Annotated in this window: 22 protein-coding genes; 15 read left to right on the forward strand and 7 right to left on the reverse strand. The window is 71.9% G+C overall.

Annotated elements, in window-relative coordinates; translation table 11 throughout:
• Window position 1: 1 nt before the first annotated feature.
• The 9 genes from ACXJKF_RS03135 to ACXJKF_RS03175 all read left to right on the forward strand — a co-directional run bounded on the left by ACXJKF_RS03135 (window position 2) and on the right by ACXJKF_RS03175 (window position 12527).
• The gene (locus ACXJKF_RS03135) at window positions 2-1507 is read left to right on the forward strand and encodes an N-acyl-D-amino-acid deacylase family protein (protein WP_456786280.1); all 1506 of its coding nucleotides are present in this window, start codon (window positions 2-4) and stop codon (window positions 1505-1507) included.
• A 44-nt stretch (window positions 1508-1551) separates the two neighbouring features.
• Entirely contained in the window at window positions 1552-1941 is a 390-nt protein-coding gene (locus ACXJKF_RS03140) for a RidA family protein (protein WP_056018785.1), read from the forward strand.
• A gap of 79 nt (window positions 1942-2020) precedes the next feature.
• Complete coding sequence (locus ACXJKF_RS03145) at window positions 2021-2350, forward strand: CU044_2847 family protein (RefSeq protein ID WP_456786281.1); 330 nt, start codon at window positions 2021-2023, stop codon at window positions 2348-2350.
• The gene (locus ACXJKF_RS03150) at window positions 2347-7089 is read left to right on the forward strand and encodes a HEAT repeat domain-containing protein (RefSeq protein WP_456786282.1); all 4743 of its coding nucleotides are present in this window, start codon (window positions 2347-2349) and stop codon (window positions 7087-7089) included. Before ACXJKF_RS03145 ends, ACXJKF_RS03150 begins: the two co-directional genes overlap by 4 nt.
• A gap of 312 nt (window positions 7090-7401) precedes the next feature.
• Window positions 7402-8565: an ABC transporter substrate-binding protein gene (locus ACXJKF_RS03155; protein ID WP_456786283.1), complete on the forward strand. Its 1164-nt coding sequence runs from the start codon at window positions 7402-7404 to the stop codon at window positions 8563-8565.
• Complete coding sequence (locus tag ACXJKF_RS03160) at window positions 8562-9671, forward strand: FecCD family ABC transporter permease (RefSeq protein WP_456786284.1); 1110 nt, start codon at window positions 8562-8564, stop codon at window positions 9669-9671. Before ACXJKF_RS03155 ends, ACXJKF_RS03160 begins: the two co-directional genes overlap by 4 nt.
• Window positions 9671-10462 carry an ABC transporter ATP-binding protein gene (locus ACXJKF_RS03165; RefSeq protein WP_456786285.1) on the forward strand — a complete coding sequence of 264 codons (792 nt, stop codon included), beginning with the start codon at window positions 9671-9673 and terminating at the stop codon, window positions 10460-10462. The genes ACXJKF_RS03160 and ACXJKF_RS03165 overlap by 1 nt, the downstream gene beginning before the upstream one ends.
• Window positions 10463-10479: 17 nt before the next feature.
• Window positions 10480-11790, forward strand: a complete 1311-nt coding sequence (locus ACXJKF_RS03170) for an NtaA/DmoA family FMN-dependent monooxygenase (RefSeq protein ID WP_456786286.1) — start codon at window positions 10480-10482, stop codon at window positions 11788-11790.
• Complete coding sequence (locus ACXJKF_RS03175; protein WP_456786287.1) at window positions 11790-12527, forward strand: class II aldolase/adducin family protein; 738 nt, start codon at window positions 11790-11792, stop codon at window positions 12525-12527. Before ACXJKF_RS03170 ends, ACXJKF_RS03175 begins: the two co-directional genes overlap by 1 nt.
• A 73-nt stretch (window positions 12528-12600) precedes the next feature.
• Here the strand turns inward: ACXJKF_RS03175 and ACXJKF_RS03180 are convergent, their stop codons facing one another.
• The 3 genes from ACXJKF_RS03180 to ACXJKF_RS03190 form a co-directional block, all read right to left on the reverse strand.
• Window positions 12601-13854 carry an alanine racemase gene (locus ACXJKF_RS03180; RefSeq protein ID WP_456786288.1) on the reverse strand — a complete coding sequence of 418 codons (1254 nt, stop codon included), beginning with the start codon at window positions 13852-13854 and terminating at the stop codon, window positions 12601-12603.
• On the reverse strand, window positions 13851-14534 hold the full coding sequence (locus ACXJKF_RS03185) for an HNH endonuclease family protein (RefSeq protein ID WP_456786289.1): 684 nt from the start codon (window positions 14532-14534) through the stop codon (window positions 13851-13853). Before ACXJKF_RS03185 ends, ACXJKF_RS03180 begins: the two co-directional genes overlap by 4 nt.
• A 117-nt stretch (window positions 14535-14651) precedes the next feature.
• Window positions 14652-15116: an anthrone oxygenase family protein gene (locus ACXJKF_RS03190; protein ID WP_456786290.1), complete on the reverse strand. Its 465-nt coding sequence runs from the start codon at window positions 15114-15116 to the stop codon at window positions 14652-14654.
• 192 nt (window positions 15117-15308) lie between these two features.
• On the opposite strand from ACXJKF_RS03190, the gene ACXJKF_RS03195 reads away from it, so the two are divergent.
• The 4 genes from ACXJKF_RS03195 to ACXJKF_RS03210 are packed head-to-tail and all read left to right on the forward strand — an operon-like array spanning window position 15309 to window position 18531.
• Window positions 15309-15719, forward strand: coding sequence for a MerR family transcriptional regulator (locus ACXJKF_RS03195; RefSeq protein ID WP_456786291.1), 411 nt, complete (start codon window positions 15309-15311; stop codon window positions 15717-15719).
• A 35-nt stretch (window positions 15720-15754) separates the two neighbouring features.
• Window positions 15755-16204: a ribosomal maturation YjgA family protein gene (locus ACXJKF_RS03200; protein WP_456786292.1), complete on the forward strand. Its 450-nt coding sequence runs from the start codon at window positions 15755-15757 to the stop codon at window positions 16202-16204.
• A gap of 27 nt (window positions 16205-16231) precedes the next feature.
• Window positions 16232-16969: an MIP/aquaporin family protein gene (locus ACXJKF_RS03205; RefSeq protein ID WP_456786293.1), complete on the forward strand. Its 738-nt coding sequence runs from the start codon at window positions 16232-16234 to the stop codon at window positions 16967-16969.
• A gap of 59 nt (window positions 16970-17028) precedes the next feature.
• The gene (locus ACXJKF_RS03210; RefSeq protein ID WP_456786294.1) at window positions 17029-18531 is read left to right on the forward strand and encodes an APC family permease; all 1503 of its coding nucleotides are present in this window, start codon (window positions 17029-17031) and stop codon (window positions 18529-18531) included.
• Here ACXJKF_RS03210 and ACXJKF_RS03215 read toward each other — a convergent pair.
• Window positions 18528-18962: a nitroreductase family deazaflavin-dependent oxidoreductase gene (locus ACXJKF_RS03215; protein WP_456786295.1), complete on the reverse strand. Its 435-nt coding sequence runs from the start codon at window positions 18960-18962 to the stop codon at window positions 18528-18530. The genes ACXJKF_RS03210 and ACXJKF_RS03215 overlap by 4 nt on opposite strands.
• Window positions 18963-19102: 140 nt before the next feature.
• On the opposite strand from ACXJKF_RS03215, the gene ACXJKF_RS03220 reads away from it, so the two are divergent.
• Window positions 19103-19732, forward strand: coding sequence for an LppU/SCO3897 family protein (locus ACXJKF_RS03220; RefSeq protein WP_456786296.1), 630 nt, complete (start codon window positions 19103-19105; stop codon window positions 19730-19732).
• Window positions 19733-19775: 43 nt separating this feature from the next.
• Here ACXJKF_RS03220 and ACXJKF_RS03225 read toward each other — a convergent pair whose 3' ends face one another.
• Together ACXJKF_RS03225 and ACXJKF_RS03230 are read right to left on the reverse strand one after the other, a co-directional pair.
• Window positions 19776-19958 carry an antitoxin gene (locus ACXJKF_RS03225; protein WP_456786297.1) on the reverse strand — a complete coding sequence of 61 codons (183 nt, stop codon included), beginning with the start codon at window positions 19956-19958 and terminating at the stop codon, window positions 19776-19778.
• A gap of 26 nt (window positions 19959-19984) precedes the next feature.
• Window positions 19985-21355: an MFS transporter gene (locus ACXJKF_RS03230; RefSeq protein ID WP_456786344.1), complete on the reverse strand. Its 1371-nt coding sequence runs from the start codon at window positions 21353-21355 to the stop codon at window positions 19985-19987.
• 131 nt (window positions 21356-21486) lie between these two features.
• Here ACXJKF_RS03230 and ACXJKF_RS03235 point away from each other — a divergent pair, with 131 nt between their 5' ends.
• On the forward strand, window positions 21487-22764 hold the full coding sequence (locus tag ACXJKF_RS03235; protein WP_456786298.1) for an alpha/beta fold hydrolase: 1278 nt from the start codon (window positions 21487-21489) through the stop codon (window positions 22762-22764).
• A gap of 108 nt (window positions 22765-22872) precedes the next feature.
• Here the strand turns inward: ACXJKF_RS03235 and ACXJKF_RS03240 are convergent, their stop codons facing one another.
• On the reverse strand, window positions 22873-23307 hold the full coding sequence (locus ACXJKF_RS03240) for a hypothetical protein (RefSeq protein WP_456786299.1): 435 nt from the start codon (window positions 23305-23307) through the stop codon (window positions 22873-22875).
• Between the last annotated feature and the right edge of the window lie 110 nt (window positions 23308-23417).

A 23417-nucleotide genomic window follows, 5' to 3' on the forward strand; every position in this document is an offset into this window, starting at 1 on the left:
CGTGCTCCTCCGGGGTGGTCGGCTGGCCGACGGCGTCCGGGCGGACGTCCGGGTGGACGGCGACCGCATCGGGCAGGTCGGCCCCGACCTGCCCGTCGACGGCTCCGAGGTGATCGACGCCGGCGGCCTCCTCGTCCTGCCGGGGTTCGTCGACGCCCACTCGCACGCCGACGCGCTCGTCCTCGACCCCGACGTGCAGGCGGCGCTGACCCACCAGGGCGTGACGACCGTCGTGCTCGGTCAGGACGGCGTCTCGTTCGCGCCGTCACCCCCGGGGTCGGGTGCGACCGGGTACGCGGAGCGGTACTTCGCGGCGATCAACGGCACGCACCCGACGTTCCGCGGCGGGTCCGTCGCGGAGCTGCTGGCCACCTACGACCGCGCGACCACGGTCCACACCGCGTACCTGGTCCCGCACGGCACGCTCCGGTTCGCGGTCCTGGGGGCCGACGACCGTCCGGCGCGCCCCGACGAGGTCGCGGCGATGGTCCGGCTGCTGGAGCAGGGGCTCGACGACGGCGCGCGCKGGATGTCGACCGGACTGGAGTACGCGCCGGCGTCGTCGGCGGACCGCGCGGAGCTCGTCGCGCTGTGCGAGGTCCTGGCGCGACGCGGCCGGCCGCACGTCTCCCACATGCGCGGCTACGAGGACCGGGCGCCGGCCGCGCTCGCGGAGCTGCTCGACCTGGCTCGCGCGACCGGCGTCGGCACCCACGTCTCGCACTACCACGGGCCTGCCGACCGCCTCGTGCCGCTGGTCGACGCCGCGCTCGCCGAGGGGCTCGACCTCACGTTCGACGCGTACCCGTACCTGCGCGGCGCGACGATCCTCGCGCTCGCCGCGCTCCCGGACTGGCTGCCGCTGGMCGACGCCGACCGCACGCTCGCCCTCCTGGCCGACCCGGCCGTCCGCGCGCGGCTCCCCGCCCGCGACGAGGTGTGGCCTCGCGTCACGCTGTCCTGGGTCCCCGGTGCGTCGTGGGCCGAGGGGCTGTCGCTCGTGGAGTACGCCGCGCGGCTCGACCTGCCGCCCGCCGACGCAGCCCTCCACCTGCTGGTGACGACGAACCTGCAGGTCGGTTGCGTGTTCGAGCAGCCGCCCACCAACTCGGACGAGTCGATGCGGACGCTGCTGCGCCACCGGGCGCACTGCGCCGGCTCCGACGGCATCTTCCGCGGCGGCCACCCGCACCCCCGCGCCTGGGGCACGTTCGCGCGCCTCCTCGGCCGGCACGTCCGCGAGCTCGGTGACTGGGACTGGCCCACCGCCGCGCAGCACCTGTCGACCACGGCGGCGCGCAGGTTCGGGCTGGCCGACCGGGGCACGGTCGCGCCCGGACTGCGCGCGGACCTGGTGCTGGTGGACCCGGCGACCGTCACCGACAACGCCACCTACGACGCTCCCCGACGGCCCGCGACGGGCGTGCAGGCGGTGCTCGTCGACGGCATCCCCACCCTGCGCGACGGGCGGCTCACCGGCGCCCTCCCCGGCCGGGCGGTGCGCTGAGGAAGACTGGGTCCCGGTACCGCTCACCACGGAGAGGCAGTCCCATGACCCGCGAGAAGATCAGCACCCCCGACGCACCGCAGCCCGCCGGCAACTACTCCCAGGGGATCCGGCTGGGGAACCTGGTGTGGACGGCGGGCTTCGGACCGCAGGATCCCGTCACCGGGGAGATCCCGGAGTCGGTGGCGGACCAGACGCGCCGCGTGCTGCGCAACGTGGAGGCCACGCTCGCGGAGGCAGGGCTCGACCTGGGCGACGTGGTCAAGACGACGGTGCACCTGGCGGACCTCGCGGACTTCGCCGAGTTCGACGAGGCGTACGGCGAGTTCTTCCCGTACCCGAAGCCGGCCCGCACGACGGTCGGCTCCCAGCTGGCGGGGATCAAGGTGGAGATCGACGTGGTGGCCGGCCGCCTGACGTCCGACGACGACTGATCCCGGCGAGGCTGTTCCTCCGGCGAGGCGTGCGAGAGCATCGGCAGCATCGGACCCAACCATTGATCGGAGGTCGCAGGTGACCGATTCCACCGGGCACGTCGACGACGAACCGCACGGCGAGATCCTGATCCAGGTGGTCTCCGAGGATKGGCGGGAGATTGCCTTCGGCCGGAACAAGGCGGAGCGGCTGGACGATCGTGCCGATGACATCCGGGCCGGTATGGAATCGGCGGCCCGCATGGTGACGGACAGCATCACAGCGCTTCCGCAGCCTGAGCACTGGAGCCTGGGCGAAGTGACAGCGTCGTTCGGTATCACTCTCACAGCCGAGGCGGGCGTGCTGATCTCAAAGGTCGCGGCCGGGGCAACGTTCGAGGTGACGCTGACGTTCAAGCGCGACCCATGACCCGGACGACGGGCGAGGCGGCCGGCACCATCTCGGTGGGGGGCAACCTGCGCGGCTGCGGATTCCTGATCGGCCCGCAGATCGCTCTCACGGCCAATCACGTCGTCCGCGGTCGGGACGGCCGTCCTGTGGACCCGTCCTCGGTTCTCCTCGACGCGCAGGGGATGCGGTTCACCGTGTCCCGCATCGAGTCCGACCCGGTGCTGGACGTTGCAGTGCTCCATGTGATCGAGGAGTCCACGGCCTGGTTGCGAGCAGGTCGTGCCGATGTCGGCCAGCGCTGGTCCGTGCGCACGCAGCCGGCGCCGAACGACCCGGCTCTGGACGGCTCGATCACGGTCCTCCGGCGGGAGTATGCCAACCGGCAGGGCGCGGCCGTCGGCCACCAGCTCCAGGTCGAGCAGGACCTGGACGAGTACGAGGGGTACTCCGGGAGTCCCGTCGAGACGTCGCCCGGTGTCGTGGTGGGCGTCCTGGTCGAGCAGGTGCGCTCTCGCCTCACGAGCCTGTCGGGGGAGCCTGTGCGCGCCGCGCCGGTCCTCTACGCAACCCCGATCGAGGAGGTGGAGGAGCGGTTCGGGCTGCAGGAGCGCGTGACGCGAGCACAGGTCGAGGGCGTCGATCCGAGCCGGGCACTCGACCGGTTCGTCGAGATGGTCGGTGCACGACTTCACGACGGATCCCGGGTGGACGGCAACTACATGGAGCTGCTCCTCCGCACGCGAGCAGGAGACGACGCGACGGCGCACGACCCCACCGAGGTGCCGACGGAGGCACCCCCTCACGCGTTCGTAGCCGCCAAGGGTGCGCGGCTCCTCGCCATCGGCGAAGGCGGCGCCGGCAAGACGACCGCCGTGCTGAAGCTCGGCATGGACCTCGCCCGGGACGCCGTCCGTTCGGGGAACGGGCACGTCCCCCTGTACGTGCCCCTCAACCTCGCAGGCACCGCGGACGGTGTGACGGTCGAGGGGATCCTCACGCTGGTCGCCGAGCAGAACGACGTCGACTACGAGGCACTGCGCCGGACCTGGTTGGGCGGGCCGCAGGAGCTGGTCTTCCTGCTGGACGGGCTCAACGAGGTGCGCGACGACCTGGAGGACGACCTGATCGTCGCGCTCCAGCGGCTCATGAGCTCGCGCCGCCACAGCTTCCTGGTGACATCCCGACCAACACGCGCCGCGGAGAAGCTCGCCCGTCGCTGCGACGGGCTCACGGTGCTCGACGTGGTCCAGCTGGACGAGGAGCAGGTCGACGACTACCTGGACCGGCGCGGGCTCGGGCGCCTGAGCATCACCATGAGCCGCGAGCTGAAGGGTCTCGCACGGAACCCGTTCATGCTGTGGGCCCTCGTGCAGGCGTGCGCGGACATCGAGGGACCCCGACTGCCGACGAACGCCGGTCAGCTCTACCAGCTGTTCCTGGACGACYACGTCTTCAGGCGTCGGGAGCCGGCGAAGGCCAACCCTGGCGTCAGCTTCGACTACGCCGCCGTGAAACGACCGGCGCTGTCCTGGCTGGCTGCCACGATGACCCTGGCCGGAAGCACCGCGTTCTCGGTCGACGACGACACGGTCGATGCTCTCGCGACGCGGCTCGACGAGTGTGGGGCGACGGGGGCACGCCGCCGATCTCTGCTCCCGAAGGACTGGGCGGTCGAGGACTTCCTGGACGAGGTCGTCTACAACGGCGTCCTGACCCGCTCGGGCTCCTCGCTGACCTTCATGCACGAGTCCGTGCAGACGTACTTCACCGCGGTCGCCATGGTCACCTGGCCCGTGGAACGAGTCGTCGCCGCGGTGTCGCCGCTCGTCTGGCGATGGGTGGAACCCGGCTTGCGGACGTGGGACAGCTCCACCCGACCCCTTGCCGCCGCGGTCGTCATGCTTGCCGGGATCGATCGGGCGGAGGAGCTGGTCGAGGCGCTCGATGCGCGCAACCCGATGGTGGCCGCCAGGTGCCTGATCGGCGCGTCCGTCACTCCAGAGGTTCGCACGAGGACGATCGACGGCTGGAGCGCCATGCTGTCCCGTCGCGACGCCCGGGCGCGGTTGGTGGCAGCCACCTGCCTGAGGCTGGCCCGTGCTGACAGCATCGCCGCCGTCGATGCGCTCGCGGCCTGCGCCGCCGACGACTCTCACCCGGTCGAGGTCGCCTGGGAAGCTGTCGACGCACTCGTCGCGGCGGCGACACCGCTGGCGCGTACCAGGCTGGTGCAGCTCGCGATGCGGACCTCGAGGTCCTCGGAGCGCGTGCGCTACATGCTCGCACGACACTCGACGGCGGACGACTTCGCCGAGATCATCGAGGCCTGGCGCACCACCGACGCCTCCGATGCCCGGACATTCGCCGAGTCGATCCTCGCAAGGATGGACCCCGATGCCTTCCAGCTGTTGCACGACCACCTTCTCGCCGTCCTGATCGACAGCCGGCAGACGGAACGAAGGGCAGACGTCGAGCGCATCACGAGCGCTGCTCTCGAGCTGCGTCGGGAGGTGAAGCCGCGGACAGCGTGGGACGTGCGCGACGCGATGGAACGAGGCCGGAAGAAGCGCGCGCGCATCCTGGACCGCTTCCTCGTCGCCGACCCTCCCGAGATCCTCGACGCCCTGGTCTGTGGAAGTGCAGCCGAACGGCAGATGGCTGCGCAGGCGGCCGCACGCCGTCTGCCTGACGCGTTCCCCGCGCTGTTGTCAGCGCTGTGGCGGGAGGCGGACGAGCACATGGCCGACACCATCGCGGAGGCCATGTCTGAGTGCACGGTGCCACCGCAGGGCATCGACGCCCTGATCCTCGACCTCCAGGAGCTGAGGCCCGTCGCAACGCTGCGTGCGCCACCCGTCGGCGACGCAGTCACCGTCAGTGTCCTCCGTCAGTCGCTGAGAGATGCGGACCTCCTGGTGGGGCCCGACGAGCCCGACGACGATGACGACGATGACGACGCGCCGGCTGACGGGCGGTACGTCAGCAAGAGCGACAAGGGCACGTTCCACCTCACGGCCGAGGGGGAGGGCCTTGCCGTGTGGGACTCCGATCGCCGTGCCCGGTCGGCGACTGCCTTGGCAAAGGTGGATCCGGCGCKGGCGCGCGAGGCGCTCGCCGAGCTGCTCCCGAGGGTGCTGGAGCGCGCGCGAGGCGAGCTCGTCGGGTTCGCCGCGTGGGAGTCGGAGATCTTCGTCCGTCGTCTCGTCGACGTCCTCGGTGCGGTCCAGGCGCGCAACGCTGCACCGGACCTGCTCGGGCTGCTGCGCAGCGAGATGCGTCAAACCGTCTCCGCACTCGTCCTGCCGCTCGTCGACGCGCTGTCCCTCATGCAGGCGCCTGCGGCCTCGGTCATCCTGGAGGCATCGACCTTCATCGAGTCCGACGGCCGGTCCGAGCGTGCTTGGGGAACGACCGCGTACTCCGCACGGGGTCTGAGCGAATACATCAGTGCTGCGCTCCGACGGTTCGGCGCCACCGACGAGATTCGCGCCTGGATCCGAGAGGCCCTCGCTGACCCTGCCGCTCGCACCCGACTCGCAGCGGTTCGTGCTCTCGGGGCCCTGAGGATCTCGGCCGACGAGCTCGCCACGACGGCGTTGCACGACAGCGACCGTGGAGTCCGCACGCTCGCCGCACAAGAGCTTCGCTGGTTCGACGACGGCTCGTGGCTCGCGCTGCTGGAGGAGGCGCTYGCGTCCGATCCGCACGGCGAGGTTCGCGAGGCGGCGGCGCTGGCACTGCTCGAGGTGAGCGATCCGCGCAGCGTCGCTCGTCTCGTCGAAGCCTTGAGCGACGCAGAGGACCGTGTGCGTCTCGCAGCGGCGGAAGCGCTCGTCGACCTCTCGTCGGACGCGGCGCGAGAGCACGGCGTCGAGGCTCTCTGGACGATCGTGCGTGCTGGCTCCGACGGACCCGCGACACATGCCGCGGAGTTGCTCACAGACATGGGCGCGTGCGCTTGGGATGCGATACCGGACGCGGTCCTCGTTGCTGTCCTGGAGAGCAGCACGTGCTCCACGAGCGCGCGCGAGAGTGCGTTCAAGGCGCTCGGCGAGTTCGACGGACCGACCCTTGCCCCGCTCTTCGAGCTCCCGGCTCGCGACGCCCCTCCCCTGGTCGTGGAGAACCTGTCACGACTGATCGTCACCCCGGACGATCAGGCCATCCCGTTCTTCGAGCAGATTCTGCTGTGGCAGCGATCGGGTGCGCACGCCGCGGTGGGAGCTCTGGATCAGGCGTTGGACGACCTGCGCCGCTCACGTCTGGCGGGCAGCGATCCTGACAGCGCGATGCGGCTAGCCGACCTGCTCGAGCAGGCGGGTCGACGCGACGACGCGCGAAGACTCCTCGCGGACACGGCCGCGGGTGTCGAAGGCTTCCGGCCGTACGCAGCCGATGACGAGTCGTCCCGGGAAGCAGAGGCAAGGGTCCGCACGCAGCTGGGGTGGCTCGCCTACCTCGACGGCGACGGCGACGTGGCAGCCGCCGAGGCAGCCTCAGCATCCGCGCTCGGGAGCGGGGCCGTCGTCGGCGTCGTCGCGACCTTCAACCTGGGTCTGGTCCAGCTCGTCCTGGGAGATCCCGGCGAGGCGGCGGCGACCTACGCCGAGGCGCTGGCGCGCTGCACAGCGCTCGGCGGCGCGGCGTCAACCGAGGCGATGGCGGATGCCCTCTCCGACCTCGACGCCGCGACGGGGGCGCCAAGAGCTGCCGCAGGGGCCGTGCGTACGTTACTGGTCGCGTCCCGGACAGCCTGACGTCGACGTGCGGCTGTCGTGTTCCGGGGGAGCTCCGCCCGTCCGGGTCCGTGCCCCGGTCACCCGATCTCACCGGGTGAGAAAGTCGACTAGATAAGTCGGCTTTTGAGTGGGTCGTCCCTACTCTCCCCACCCATGGCCGCCCCGACACGAACGCTCCCGGACGCTCTCGCGTCCGGCGCTGCCGTGTGCCCGGGCGCGCTGTGTCGTTGTCGCCACACCCGCTGAGGCACTCGCCCGCACGCCGGTGATCACTCCCGGCCCCGCGCTCGCGCGCGGTCGCGCACCGCCATCCCCGACAGGAGCACACCCATGCATCGCCCCCGACTCCGCGGCGCCCTCGCCGCCCTCACCGTCGCCGTCCTGGCGCTCGCCGGCTGCGCGACGGGCGCCGCCGAGGCGGACACCCCCGGCGACGTCGCGACCGGCAAGACCGCGTCCGACGGCCGCGAGATCCGCACGTTCACCGACGAGACCGGCCGCGAGGTCGAGATCGCCGTGCCCGTGAAGACGGTCGCCGTCGGCTACAACTGGTACAACGTCGAGCTCATCCGCGGTGTCGGAGCGGGCGACCGGATCGTCGGCGTCAGCGCCGAGGGCGTCGAGGACACCCCGGGCAACACGCCCTACTGGGCGTCCGTCCCCGGCACGGACACGATCATCTCGCGGGCCGCGGAGTTCAACTACGACGAGATCATCGCCGCCGGCCCGGAGCTGTTCGTCACGCTCAGCAACAGCCCGTACGAGGAGGCGGCGACCAAGCTCGAGCCGTTCGGCATCCCCGTCCTCGTCGTGACGGCGTGGGAGCCGACGCTGTTCCAGCAGAACGTCGAGCTGCTGGGCGAGGTGTTCGGCACGCAGGACCGCGCGCAGGAGCTCTCCGACCTCTACGGCGAGATCCACGACCTGCTCGACGAGCGTCTCGGGGACCTTCCCGACGAGGAACGCAAGGTCGTCTACTTCGAGAACGGCGTCGCCAACACCACGGGCGTCCCGGGCTCGGGCTGGCACGACATCATCGAGCTCGCCGGCGGCACCAACGCGTTCGGGGACATCGACTTCGACTCCGACCCGAACCGCGAGGGCACCGTCCACACCACCCCGATCGACCCGGCCGAGATCCTCGCCCGCGAGCCCGACGTGGTGCTCCGGCACGGCATCGACGGCCTGTCGCCCGGGTACGAGCCGTGGCCGCAGGAGGCGCAGGCCCAGCTCGCGGCCGAGCTCGCCGCCCGACCCGGCTGGGCGGACCTGCCCGCGGTGCGCAACGGCGACGTGTTCGTGGCCAACAACTTCTGGACCAGCTCCGTCGCCAAGGCCATCGGCGCGCTCGGTCTGGCCACGTGGCTGCACCCCGAGCGGTTCGAGGGCGTCGACGTCGACGAGTACTTCACGCGGTGGGTCGAGGACTTCCAGGAGACGGAGCTGGAGCACGGGACCGCGGACTACGTCTACCGGCTCGGAGACGGCGAGTGACCAGCGCGGTCGCCGTCGACGACGAGGCCCTCGACGACCTCGACCGTGAGCTCGACCGGGCCGCCCGGAGAGGAGCGGGGGACGGCCGGAAGGTCGCCGTCGTCGTCGGCACCCTCGTCCTGACGGTCGTCGTCACGCTGCTCACCCTCCAGATCGGCGCCGGCGGGATCACGCCACGGATCGCGGTCGAGGCGATCTGGGCGCAGGTCACCGGCGCCGCACCCGTCGACGCCGTCCAGCAGCGGCTGTTCACCACGGTCTGGGAGCTGCGGGTGCCGCGCGCGGCGCTCGCGGTCCTCGCCGGCACCGCGCTGGCCGTCGCCGGGGTGCTGTTCCAGGGCCTGCTGCGCAACCCGCTGGTCAGCCCGTTCACCCTGGGCATCGCCCCGGCGGCGGCGTTCGGCGCGGCCCTGGCGATCCTCTTCTTCGGCGGGGCCAGCGTCGCGGCGGGCACCCCGCTCGTCGTCGGCGCCCTGCTGTCCGGGCTCGCGTGCGCGGGGATCGTGCTCGGGCTGGCGTCGACCAAGAAGATGCAGCCGACGACCCTCATCCTGCTGGGCATCGCACTCACGCAGCTGTTCACGGCGCTGACCGCGGGGCTGCAGTACATCGCGAACGAGGAGACGCTCGCCGCGATCGTGCGCTGGACCTGGGGCACGGTCAACGGGGCCGTCTGGTACCAGGTGATCACCCTGGCGGTCGTCCTCGCGATCGCGCTGCCGTACGTGCAGTGGCGGGCGTCGTCGGTGAACGCCATCGCGTTCGCCGGTGACGACGCGGCCCGCAGCCTCGGCGTCCCGGTGTCGCGGCTGCGGCTCGAGCTGATCTTCGTGGCCGTGCTCATCACCTCGGTGACCATCAGCTTCACCGGGATCATCGGCTTCGTCGGGCTCGTCGGCCCGCACATCGCGCGGCTCATCATCGGCGCCAACCACCGCTACCTGCTGCCGTTCTCGGCGCTCATCGGGGCGCTGCTGCTCGTCGTGTCCGACGCGGTGGGCCGGGTCCTGCTCGCCCCCGCGCTGGTGCCCGTCGGCATCATCGACGCCCTCATCGGGGCGCCGGTCTTCCTCTACCTGATCCTCGCCCGGCGGAGGTCCTTCTGATGTCCCTGGAGATCACCGGCCTGACCGTCGGCTACGGCAAGCGGGAGGTCCTGCACAGCCTCGACCTGACCGCGCAGCGGGGCACGGTGCTCGGCCTGCTCGGGCCGAACGGCGCCGGCAAGTCGACGCTCATCAAGGCCGTCGCGCGGATCGTGAAGCCCAGCACCGGCTCGCTCACCTGGGACGGGGGAGACCTCGCGGCCCTGTCCCGACGCGACCTCGCACGCCTCGTCGCGTACGTGCCGCAGGCCATCGACGTGTCGTTCTCTCTGTCGGTGCGCGAGGCCGTCCTGCTCGGACGCACCCCGCACTTCGGCGCACGCCCACGCGCGTCGGACTGGCGCAAGGTCGACGAGGCCATCGGCCGGCTCGGCCTGGACGACCTCGCCGAGCGCAACGTCGACGAGCTGTCCGGCGGGCAGGCGCAGCGTGTGCTGATCGCCCGCGCGCTCGCCCAGGACCCGCAGCTGCTCCTGCTCGACGAGCCGACCAGCGCGCTCGACGTGCGCTACCAGCTGGCCACGCTCGAGCTCGCGCACTCCATCGCCGTCGACCGCAACATCGCCGTCGTCATCTCGCTGCACGACCTCAACCTCGCCGCGCGGTTCTCCGACCACGTCGCGTTCCTGCTGGACGGCCGGATCCTGCGGCACGGCACCCCGCGCGACGTCTACAGCCCCGACCTCATCGCGGAGGTCTACGGCATCGACGTCGACCTCACCACCTACGACGGCTTCGCGGAGGTCCACCCCCGCACCAAGCCGCAGCGCACCCTCGTCCCCACGTCCTGACCTCCCGGGAGAAGAACATGACCAGCACCGACCGCGGCGGCGGCCTCCTCCTCGGCCTCCTGCTCGGCGGCGTCGCCCGCACCTGGCGCAAGCCGCATAGCCGTGCCGACGAGGTCCTCGACCTCGACCTGTACGCCGACCTGACCGCGGCGGCCGAGGCCGCCAAGATCCACACGATCTTCCTGGCCGACGGCGTCTCCACGGACCCGGCGCACCCCGAGCCCGGCCTCGAACCCGTCACCCTGCTCTCCGCGCTCGCAGCCCGCACCAGCCACATCGGGCTCATCGGCTCGGTGTCGACGTCGTTCAGCCAGCCGTACAACGTGGCCCGGCAGATCGCGTCCCTCGACCACATCTCCCGCGGGCGGGCGGGCTGGAACATCGTCACGTCCGCGTGGGGCGGCGAGAACTTCGGCATCGAGCTGCCGCCGCACGACGAGCGCTACGCCATCGCGGAGGAGTTCGCAGGCGTCGTCGAGGCGCTCTGGGACAGCTGGGAGGCGGGCGCGATCGTCCGCGACGCCGAGCGCGACCTGTTCGTCGACCCCGCCAAGGTGCACAGCATCAACTGGGAGTCGGAGCACTTCCGGGTGGCCGGACCGCTGGGCGTGCCGCGCAGCCCGCAGGGCCGGCCGATCATCGCGCAGGCCGGCACGTCCCCGGCGGGCAAGGCGTTCGGCGCCCGGCACGCCGACGTCATCTTCACCACCGGCCTCATCGACCTGCGCGAGTCCCAGGACGTCTACGACGACCTGCGCAAGCACGTGGTGAACGCCGGCCGGGACGCCGACTCCGTCAAGGTCCTGCCCGGTGTCGCCCCGGTCATCGGGTCGACCGATGCGGAGGCGCGACGCATCTGGGAGGACTCGCACGACGACCTCGACCTCGACCGCGGGCTGGCCGCCCTGACCAAGCAGTTCGGCGGCATCGACCTGTCCGGGTACGACCCCGACGCACCGATCCCGCTCGCCGACCTCCCGCCCGAGGAGGCCATCGAAGGCCGCCGGTCCCGGTACGGGGTCCTGCGCCGCATCATCGAGAGYGGCCGCGCCACCACGGTCCGGGACCTGGTCCGGTACCACGCCAGCGCCGCCGGGCACTGGTTCCCCATCGGCTCCGTCGAGAACGTCGCCGACCAGCTCCAGGAACGCTGGGAGTCCGGCGCCGCCGACGGCTTCAACTTCCTGCCGTTCTTCCTCAACTACCCCCACGGTCTCGAGGCGCTCACCGAGCACCTCGTCCCCGAGCTGCAGCGGCGCGGGCTCTTCCACACCGACTACGAGGCCGCCACGCTGCGCGGCAGCCTCGGCCTTCCGGAGGTCAACTGATGAGCGTCACCATCCCCGCGGTCAGCCCGCACACGGCACCCGAGGTCCGCACCGACCGCCCGCGCAGCGTGCGCTGGGAGCTCGCCGCCGCGCTGCGGACGTTCGCCCGGGAGGGCTACGAGTTCGGGTTCAACGGGCACGTGTCCGCCCGCGCTCCCGAGGTGCCCGGCCACTACTGGGTCAACCCCGTCGGCATCTCCGCGGCGACGATCACGCCCGGGGACCTCGTCCTGGTCGACGACGAGGGCAAGGTCGTCGGGGCCGGCGCCGGCCCCGTCAACGGGTTCGCCGGGAACCTGAAGCTGCACCAGCAGGTGCCCGACGCCGAGGTCGCCATCCACCTGCACACGCCCTACGGGTTCATCTGGTCCAACTTGGGCCGCCCGCTGGAGGCGGTCACCACCGACGCCGCGCTCGTCGTCGGGCTCCAGGGCCTCACGCGCCAGACGTGGGGCGAGCCCGACGGGCCCACCGCCGTCGACCGGGCGCTCGAGGGCGCGCGGGTCATCCTGCAGGCCGGGCACGGGTTCCTGACGCTCGGCACCTCCGTCGGTGAGGCGGCGTTCTACCTGCTCGCCGCCGAGCGGGCCGCGCACCAGAACGTCGCGCTGATGCCCGTGCCGGACCGCGCGGTGCTGTCCGCCGACGCGGTGGCCCGGTGGACGCTGACCCCCGAGCTGGCGACGGCGCACTTCGAGACGTCGTTCACGCGCATCGCCGCGGAGGGCGTGCGCTGAGACGTCGCGTGTCACCCGCTGGACTTCGACGTCGACCCGGTCCCCGGCCGCGCGGCGTCCCCGGAGGGCTCGGTCAGAACCAGGTGGTGACGACGTCGACCACGCGCTGGTCGGCGTCGATCACCGGGATCGCCCGCCACTTGTCGAACGCCGTGCACGGGTGGGAGACGCCGAGCTCCAGCAGGTCACCGACGACCAGCGCCGTCCCGAGGGGGTCCGTCTCCTCGAGGTACGCGTGCTGGTCGTTGGTGCGCGTCACGGTCCAGCCCACGACGGCCACGGGCTGCTCGCGGGGGCGGTGCCGCCGCAGCACCACGGGCAGCCCGGAGTCGTACGGCACGTCCCGCTTGCCGGCGCCGATGATGGCGAGCCCGTCCTGCGGGGTCGACACCACCTGCGCCCAGATCCGCAGCGCCGGGTAGAGGTGGCCGACGATCCGGGTGAACGGGGTCGAGCCCGCGTAGGTGCCGTGGTCGTGGGTGAGGTAGGCGCCCGACCGCAGGATCGTCGTGCTGGGCACCCCGCTCACGTCTGGCCCGCTGGACCCGTTGCTACGCCCCAGGACGTCCGCGACCACGTCGAAGTAGGCGGACCCGCCCGCGGAGAGCACGACGTGGTCCCGCAGCAGACCCGCGTCGACGAGCATCTCCGCGACGGCACGGACCTCCGACAGGAACTTCCGCGCGGCGTCGGCGTCGGCGAGCGCACCCTCGTAGGCGCTGACCCCGACCAGGTCGACGCCGGGCGTCTGCGCCGCGTGCTGCGCGACCGCGAGGGCCTGGTCGCCCGTACGGACCCCGGACCGGCCGGCGTCGTACCCGACCTCGAGCAGCACGCGGACCCGCCGCCCGTCGCCGACGGCCGACGCCGCGACGTCGATGGCCTGCACGGAGTCGACGTGGAACAGGATCTCGGTCGACGGCTCCGCCGCCAGGGTCTCCGCGATCCAGCGCAGCACCGTCGGGTCGAGGACCTCGTTGGCGACGAGCAGCCTGCGCACCCCGAACGAGTGCGCGGCGAGCAGCTGGTTGCCGGTCGCGACGGTGATGCCCCACGCCCCGGCGTCGAGCTGCGCGGCGAACAGCTCCGGCGACATCGTCGTCTTGCCGTGCGGCGCGAACGCCAGACCACGCTCGGCGGTGAACCCCGCCAGCTGCGCGATGTTGTGCACGACCGCGTCGGCGTCCAGGGTCAGCACCGGCCAGGTCAGCGACCCGTCCGTGAGCGTGTGGCCTGCGGCGACGAACTCCGACCGCGTCACCGGGGCGGGAGACCAGAAGCCCTTGGTGGTCGGGCCGAGCAGCAGGGGCGGGAAGCGCAGCGTCATGGTGGCCTCACCGTAGCGACGACGCACCCGTTCAGCTCCCGGTTCAGGGCATCGTGTTCCGCCGCGGTGACCCACAGGCCGTAGGCGGCCTTCACGCGCACCTGCCGCAGCGCGTAGACGCACCGGTACCCACGGGCGGGCGGCAGCCACGTCGCGGCGTCGCCCGCACCCTTCTCCTGGTTGGCGGGACCGTCGACGGCGAGCAGGTTGGCGGGGTCGTTGGCGAACGCCTCGCGCTGGGCCGCGGTCCACGCCTGGGCGCCCTTCTGCCAGGCGTCGGACAGCGCGACGACGTGGTCGACCTGCACCTGCGCCGAGCCTGGCCCGCGCGCGAACGCGATCGGGACCCCCGTGTAGGGGTCGTCGAGCACGCCGCTCAGCACCACGCAGTCCTCCACCACCGTCGCCGTGAGGTCCCGGCGCAGGATGTCGTTGCGGGTGTCGCACCCGTTGCGGTCGACGTCGGCCCACGCCTGACCGAACCGCTCCCGCTCGTACCCGGTGCTCGGTGCCCGCCCGCGGACCGCCAACGAGCCGAGTGCCACCCGTCCGCCCGCGAGGTCCTCGGCCGACACCGCGTACCGCGCGGCCGCACGCGCCTGCGACCACGCGGGCACCCCGGCTCCGACGGCGACGCAGACGGCCAGGACGACGAGCCACCGTCCGACGTCTCTGCCCATGTCGTCAGCGTCGCGCGCTGCGCCTCGTGCCCGGGTGGCCGGTGTGCACAGCCGGGGCTGTGGGCGGCTCGAGAGCGGGAGATCGCGGGAGCGTGGGCCGCGCCACCTGGACCTCGTCTACAGCACCGCCTGGAGCAGCAGTGCCGCGGCCGCGAGGCCGGCGATCGTGCGCACGTGGTTGCCCGCGGTCCACTCGCTCTCCCACTCCAGCCAACGCGCTGCGGCGTCCGGGCTCGCGGCGTCCAGCGCCGCGAGCTCGAGGTTGCGGGGGACGTTGTACGCGGCGGTCACGACGATCGCCCCGACCAGGTAGACGGCCGCACCGGCCACGAGCCAGGGCGACTGGTCGACCACCGCGAGGACGACCAGCGCGACGCATGCGAGCGTGGTGCCGAGCATCAGAAGCATCAGCGGCGGCCGCTGCGCGGTGACGTTGATCGCCTGCATCGCCGCGATGCCGTGCGATGCCGGGAGGCGACTCAGGGCGGGCATCACGAAGGTCGAGAAGGCGAAGAACACGCCGCCGACCGCCGCGGACCCGATCGCGGTCGCGACGACGAGCACGACGAGGGGCGTGCTCATCGGGTCGCCCTCCGCACGGCGGTGGGGGCGGGGACGTGATCGCGACGTGTCATGCCTCCACGATCGCTAGGCCGGTCTGGACCGTCTATGTCTGGAAGTCGTCCATACATGCCCGATCGTCCAGCGACAGGCCTCGCCCCGTCGAACCCACAGCTTGACTTCGAGTGCACTCGAAGGCGCACCATCGACGCCATGAGCGTCGTCGAGACTGTCGCCGGGTCGGCCGTCGTCACCAGCCTCAGCATCGCCGAGGCGGCCGAGGCCACCGGCCTGACCACGCACACGCTGCGCTACTACGAGCGCGACGGGCTGCTGCTCGACGCGGTCGACCGGGCGTCGTCGGGCCACCGCCGCTACTCCGAGGACGACGTGGGCTGGATCCGGATGGTCACACGGCTGCGCTCGACGGGCATGCCGATCCGGGAGGTCCGCCAGTACGCCGACCTGGTCCGGGCGGGCGACGGCAACGAGGCCGAGCGGCTGCAGCTCCTCGTCGCGCACCGCGACCGCGTCCGGCAGCAGCTCGCCGAGGTCGCCACGCACCTGGAGGCCATCGAGCTCAAGATCGGGCTGTACGAGCGCAGCACCTGCACGCTCACCTGACACGACCTCCATACCCGTCCCCGTACCGTCGACCCGTGCCCGCCGACGACAACGCGAAGACTTCGACCTACCAGGCGCTACCAAGTCTTCGGGCTGATCGGGACGGCGACGACGGGCCGGAGGCGGCGGTGCGGCCGGCCGCCTCGCGGGTGGCTGCTGGGGTCGTGGCGGTCGCGCTCGTCGGGGTCGGCGTCGCGGTGTCGCGACTGGAGCACCCGCTCGCGGACCCGGTCGGCGACGCGCTCTACGCCGCGTTCGTCTTCGCGCTGCTGGTCCTGATCGCCCCGCGTGCGAGGTCGGGCATCCTGGCTGCGGTCACCGTCGGGATCTGTGCCGTGGTCGAGGTCGCGCAGCTCACCGGGGTGCCCGCGGCGATCGTCGATGCCGTCCCCGTGGCCCGGTACGCGCTGGGCACGACGTTCGTCGCCGCGGACCTGCTCGCCTACGCGGTGGGTGCGGGCGTGGCCTGGGTCGTGCGACGCTGACAGCCGGACCGACGAACCGGGGGCCTCATGGATCCGTCGTACAGCCTGGCCGTGCGGCTGACCTGCGAGTTCATCGGCACCGCGATCCTCATCATCCTGGGCAACGGCACGGTCGCGAACGTGCACCTCAAGGGGTCGAAGGGGTACCGCGGCGGGTGGTCGCTGATCGCGATGGGGTACGGGTTCGGCGTGATGATCCCGGCGATCATGTTCGGGGGGATCAGCGGCAACCTCATCAACCCGGCGTTCACCATCGGGCTGGCCACGTGGGGGCTGTTCCCGTGGTCGGAGGTCGCGCCGTACATCGTGGCGCAGATGCTCGGGGCGATCGCCGGGCAGGTCGCCATCGTCGTGACGCACAAGCCGTACTACGACCAGACGACGAACCCCGAGGACATCCTCGCCACGTTCTCGACCATCAACGCGGCCCACTCGCGGCTCAACGGGTTCCTGTCCGAGCTGCTCGGGTCGGTGGTGCTCTTCTCGTGCGCGATGGCGATCATCACGTCGCCGCTGACGGAGAACGAGCCGGCGGTCGCGCACCTGGCGCTCGGGTTCCTGGTGTGGGGGCTGGTCGCCGGCCTCGGTGGGCCGACGGGCCCGGCGCTCAACCCGGCGCGTGACCTGGGACCCCGGATGGTGCACGCGGTGCTGCCGCTGCGGCACAAGGGGTCGTCGCAGTGGGACTACGCGTGGGTGCCCGTGGCGGCGCCGGTGCTGGGCGGGGTCATCGGCGTCGGCGGCTGGTACCTGCTGCTCGGCTGACTGCTCCGCAGGACACATCGGGCCATGAACGGCATGCTCGTTGCCGGGGGTGGCGACCAATGGCGGGTAGCACCAGCATCTTCCGACGGAAGTCGGTCGAGGACTCACTCGAGGAGTCCCTGGATCCGGAGCGCGCGCTCAAACGCACCCTGACCACCTGGGACCTCATCGTCCTCGGCGTGGCGGTGGCCGTCGGCGCGGGCATCTTCTCGGTGGGCGCGACGGCGGCGGCGAACTACGCGGGACCGGCCGTGATCGTCTCGTTCCTCATCGCGTCCGTCGTGTGCGGGCTGGCCATCATGTGCTACGCCGAGTTCGCCTCGACGCTGCCGGTCGCGGGGTCCGCGTACACGTTCTCCTACGCCTCGATGGGGGAGTTCGTCGCGTGGATCATCGGGTGGGACCTGATCCTCGAGATGCTGCTGGGGTCGGCGGTGATCGCGAAGTTCTGGGGCGTGTACCTGTCCGACGCGTTCGGCCTGTTCGGCATCGACATCCCGACCACCCTGAGCCTCGGCGGCGTGGACCTCGAGTGGGGTCCGGTCGTCATCGTCGGCATCTTCACCGCCCTGCTGGCCCTGGGCACCAAGCTGAGCACGCGCGTGAACAGCGTGTTCACCATCATCAAGGTCGCCATCACGATCTTCGTCATCGTGGTCGGCTTCTTCTACGTGAACACCGCGAACTTCTCGCCGTTCGTGCCGCCGTCGCAGCCGGCACCGGAGCGGACGTCCCTGGAGCAGCCGGTGTTCGCCTTCCTGTTCGGGCTGGAGCCGACGGCGTACGGCGTCATCGGGGTGCTGTCCGGGGCCGCGCTGGTGTTCTTCGCCTTCATCGGCTTCGACGTCGTCGCGACGACCGCCGAGGAGACCAAGAACCCGCAGCGCACGGTGCCGCGCGGCATCCTGGGCGGTCTGGCGATCGTGRCGGTGCTGTACGTCCTGGTGACGATCGTGGTCACGGGGATGGTGTCCTACACCGAGCTCGCGGAGGCGGACACCCCGTCGCTGACGACGGCGTTCGTGCTCGTCGGGGCCGACTGGGCGGGGAAGGTGATCTCCGTCGGGATCCTGGTCGGTCTCACGTCGGTGCTCATGGTGCTGCTGCTGGGCCTGACGCGCATCGTCTTCGCCATGAGCCGCGACGGGCTGCTGCCCCGGGCCGCGTCGCGCACCTCCCCGAGGTACGGCACGCCGGTCCGGCTGCAGATCGGCGTCGGCGTCGTCGTCGCCCTGATCGCCGGCCTCTCCGAGGTGGAGCTGCTCGAGGAGATGATCAACATCGGGACGCTCTCGGCGTTCGTGCTGGTCAGCTTCGGCATCCCGATCCTGCGCCGGACGCGCCCGGACCTGCCGCGCGGCTTCCGGGTGCCGTGGTCACCGGCGCTGCCGATCATCGCGGGCGTCGCGTGCCTGTGGCTGATGGTGAACCTCACCACGCTCACCTGGCTGCGGTTCCTCGCCTGGCTCGTCGCCGGGGTGGTCATCTACTTCGCGTACTCGTACCGCCACTCGGTCGCGGCGAACCCGCACCACGACGCGAAGACGGGCGCGAAGCTCTAGAGCGGTTCGAGGACGAACACCGGGATCAGCCGGTCCGTCTTCGTCTGGTACCCCGCGTAGGCGGGCCAGACCTCGTTGGCGCGCGCCCACCACTCGTCGCGCTCGGTGCCGGAGGTCTCGCGCGCGACGTAGTCCTTCCGCACGGCGCCGTCCTGGAGCTCGACGTGCGGGTGCTCGACGAGGTTCCGGTACCAGGCCGGGTTCTCGGGCGTCCCGCCCTTCGACGCGACCACCGCGTACCGCCCGTCGTGCTCGACCCGCATCAGGGCCGTCTTGCGGAGCTTGCCGCTGGTCGCACCCACGGACGTCAGGACGATCACGGGCTTGCCCTGGAGCGTGTTGGCCTTCTGGCCGTCGGTGCGCTCGAAGGTCTCGGCCTGCTTGCGGGCCCACGCCGACGTGCTGGGTTCGTACTCTCCGGTCAGTGGCATGACCGGTGCAACGACGCCGGTGCGGAAGCGCATTCCCCGGCGGCTCAAGCGGATCCTCCTATCAGCCGATGACACCGGGTCACAGGGTGCTACCACCCAGCGCCCTCTCCGCCGCCGGTGCGGCCTCAGATCGGAGCACGATGAAGTTCAACCCGCCCCCCAACTGGCCGACGCCTCCCGAGGGTTTCGCGCCCGAGCCGGGCTGGACGCCGGACCCGTCGCTCCCGGCGCCGCCTCCCGGCTGGCAGCTCTGGGTGCAGGACGACGTCGCCCTGCCCGGCGAGACCACGGAGGCCACCCGGCACTACAAGCAGGCCATGACGTCGTTCCTCGTCGGCGTCGGCTTCTTCCTCGCGGGGGCGATCTCCACGATCGTCACGGCGAACTCGGCCAGCGGCATCTACTGGTGGGGCGGCATGATCGTCGGCGGCATCGCACTGGTGCGGTCGTTCACGGAGTTCCGGGCCGCGCGCCAGGACGGTGCCCCCAGCCTGTCCGGGGTCGCCAAGGGTCTCGTCGCCGTCGGCGTCGTCGCGGTGCTCGGCACCGGTGTCGGCGCGGCGTCGAGCTTCATCACCTCCGAGACGACGGCGACCGGCGTGGGCTCCTGCTGGACCGTCGGCGACGACGACACCGCCATGCCCGTCAGCTGCGACTCCGACCACCTGTACAAGGTGGTCTCCGAGGTCAGCAGCGCGGAGCAGTGCCCGGACGAGATGTACCTCGAGGCGGACGCCGAGAACGGCGTCCTCTGCTTGCAGGAGGACTGAGACCGCGGTGCGCGGCGGTCGACCTGACCGCCGCGCACCGGGACTACTTCTTCTGCTCGTCCAGGTACGTCTTGGCCTTCTCGACGACGCTGTCGATCTGGGCGTYCTGGCTGTCGCTGGTCTTCGCCTTGACCGCCTCGGCCGCCTTCTCGATCGCGTCCTTGGCCTGGTCCTCGTGACCGCTGACGGCCGCCTTCGCCTGGTTGACCAGGTCCTCGATGCCCATGATCGCGTCCTCCCGCTGGTGAGCCCTCAGTCTGCGACGTCAGCGACCGGCGTGCTCGGCGAGCCGACCCTCCGGGGCATCGCGGCCGCGGCTGCCACCGTCGCCAGCGCGACGACCGCGACCGCGACGAACGCCACCGTGACGGCGTCCCCGAACTGCTCCGGGTCCTGGGTCGGGGTGTCCCCGTGCATCAGGCCGTTGACCAGCGCCCCGAGCGCCGCCACGCCGACCGCGCTGCCCATCGACCGCGAGAACAGGTTGGCGCCGGTGACCACCCCGCGCTCGTTCCAGCCGACGCTCGACTGCGCGGCGATGAGGCTGGGGGACGCGACGAGCCCGAGACCGGCACCGATGACGAAGCACGCGAGCCCGACCGCGAGCACCGACGGGTGCGTCGACGCGACGACCAGGCCGACGGCGCCGACCACGACGACCGAGGAGCCGATGAGGGCGGTGGTGCGGAACCCGAAGCGCAGGTAGAGCCGCCCCGACTGGGACGCGGAGATGGGCCAGCCGATGGTCAGCGCCGCCAGGGTGAGGCCCGAGGTCAGCGGCGAGACACCGAGCAGCGCCTCGAGGAACGTCGGCACGTACGACGTCAGGCCGATGAGGATGACGCCGACCCCGACCGACACCAGCGACGCGGCGAGCAGCAGCCGTCGTGAGAACACCCACAGGGGCAGCACGGGCTCGTCGGCCCGCTGCTCGACGCGGACGAACATCACGAGCAGCAGGGCGCCGACGACGAACGCGCCGACGCTCGGCACCGACAGCCACTCCCAGGCGTTCCCGCCCTCCAGCAGCGCGAGGATCAGCAGGCTCATGCCCGTGGTCAGCAGCAGGCCCCCGGCCCAGTCGATGCGGTGGCGCGTGTGCTCGACGGTCTCGTGCAGGTGCCGGACCAGCAGCCACGCCGCCGCCAGGCACAGCGGGATGTTGACGAAGAAGATCCAGTTCCAGGACAGGAACTCGGAGAACAGCCCGCCGAGCGTGGGCCCGACCACCGACGAGATGCCCCACACGCTCGCGATGTACCCCTGCGCCTTGGCCCGCTCCGCGACCGTGTAGATGTCGCCCGCGATGGTGATCGCCATCGGCTGCACGGCCCCGGCGCCCAGCCCTTGCACCGCGCGGAACGCGATCAGCGCCGGCATGCTCCACGCGAACCCGCAGAGGACCGACCCGAGCAGGAACAGGCCGATGCCGAGCAGGATCACGGGCTTGCGGCCGACGGTGTCCGCCAGCTTGGAGTAGATGGGGACGCTCACCGCCTGCGTCAGCAGGTAGACCGAGAACAGCCACGGGAAGCTGGTGAACCCGCCGAGGTCCGCGACGATCGTCGGCACCGCCGTGGCCAGGATCGTCGCGTCGATGGCGACCAGGCCGGTGGTCACCATGATCGCGATCAGGATCGGGCCGCGCTCGGAGCGGAAGCCGACGTCGGTGCTCAGTGTGGTCTCCTCGGGGATCAGCCCCCAGCATGCGACGTCCGGACCGTCGCGCAACCTCGGAGCCTAGGCTGGCGGGCGTGACGCGCGAGTATGCGATGACCGGGTTCACCGTCCGCGAGCACCGGGTCGAGGTGCCGGTCGACTGGTCGGCACCCGACCGGTTCGGCTCGATCGAGGTGTTCGCCCGCGAGCTGGTGGACCCGGAGAAGGCCTCGCACGACCTGCCGCTGCTGCTGTTCCTGCAGGGTGGGCCGGGCGGCCAGGGACCGCGACCGCTCGGTGGCGGATGGATCGCCGCGGCGCTCGAGAGGTACCGCGTGATCCTCCTCGACCAGCGCGGGACCGGCCGGTCGTCACCGGTCGACGGTCGCGTGATCAGCGGCGTGCCGGACCCGGCCGGCTACCTCGCGTGCTTCCGCGGCGACGCGATCGTCGCGGACGCCGAGCACCTCCGGGCCTCGGTGTACGGGGGTCGGCAGTGGGCGACCCTCGGGCAGTCGTACGGGGGGTTCCTCACGCTGACCTACCTGTCGCGGCACCCGTCGGCGCTGACCCGGTGCTTCGTCACCGGTGGGCTGCCCCCGGCGACCGTCGACGCCGAGGCCGTCTACGCGGCCACGTTCCCGCGGCAGGCCGCACGCAACCGGGAGCTGGCGCGCCTGCACCCCTCGGACGTGTCCCTGCTGGGCGCCATGGCCGACCTCCTGTCCGACCGCCCGACCGTCCTGCCCACGGGGGAGCCGTTCACGGTGGAGCGGCTCCAGCAGCTGGGCCAGGGGCTGGGGATGAGCACCGGGATCGACGAGGTCCACTGGCTGCTCGACACCGCGCTCACGACCGCCGGGACCCTGTCCGACGCGTTCCTCGGGGCGGTCGTCCGCGCGACGGGCTTCGACAGCAACCCCCTGTACGCGGTGCTGCAGGAGGTCATCTACCACCAGGGCCACCGCGAGCCCGGCTGGGCGGCGCAGCGCGAGCGCGACCAGTGGCCGACGTTCGACCCCGACGCGCGCCCGCTGCAGCTCACCGGCGAGACKATCTTCCCCTGGATGTACGAGCAGCACGCCGCCCTGCGACCGTTCCGTGCGGCCGCCGAGGCGCTCGCCGCCCGGACCGAGTGGCCCGCCCTCTACGACCTCGACCGGCTGGCCGCCAACGAGGTCCCCGTCGCGGCCGTGCAGTACTACGACGACCCGTACGTCGACCTCGACCTCGCCCTGGCGACGCCCGTCGGCAACCTCGACGTCTGGATCACGAACGAGCACCTGCACGACGGCCTCCGCGTCGCCGGCGACACGGTCCTGCCGAGGCTGTTCGACCTGGCAGCCGGCAAGGCCCGGGTCACAGGCCGCTGAGCTACGGCGGCTGGATGCCGGCGCGCGAGAACGTCAGCTCGCCGCGAGACCGGCAGTTCAGAGTGACGCTCTCGCGGAGAGGTGACGTTCTCGGAGCTGCTGCCGTCCTCAGGAGTCCGGCGTCGCCTCGTGGCCCGGGCGGCCGTGCGTGCGGTTCTCCTCCTTCAGCCGCGCCTCGTACACGTGGCGGCGACCGCCCGTGAGCTCGTCCCGGACACGCTTCTCGGCCGCCTCGAACACCCGGTAGTACTCGTCGTCGTACTCCTCGACCACCTGGAACGTCCACCGGCCCGGCAGCACGTTGCGGCCGACCAGCTCGGCGCGCAGCTCGTCGGCAAGGTCCGCGTGCCCTGCCTCCGCGAGCTGGTCCAGGGCCTCCGCGAGCTCGTTGTCCGCGCGGCCCGTGAGCCGGTGKAACGCGTAGAGCATCCCGCGCGCGTGCTCGACCACCTCGAACGCGGCGGTGAGCGCGCCGACGGCGTCGACCACCGCGTCGGAGGTACCCGGCGGCGCCCGGTGCGCGTCGTCCCGCTCGTCGTCCATGGGTCGATGCTCGCGGTGCGGGCGACCCACCGCACGCCGACACCGCACCGCCACCCGCCGACCCGCCGCGCGACCGCGGTCGACCCGACGCTCCCGAGCGCGCCGCCGCT

It is taken from the genome of Cellulomonas sp. P5_C5 (assembly GCF_054049655.1).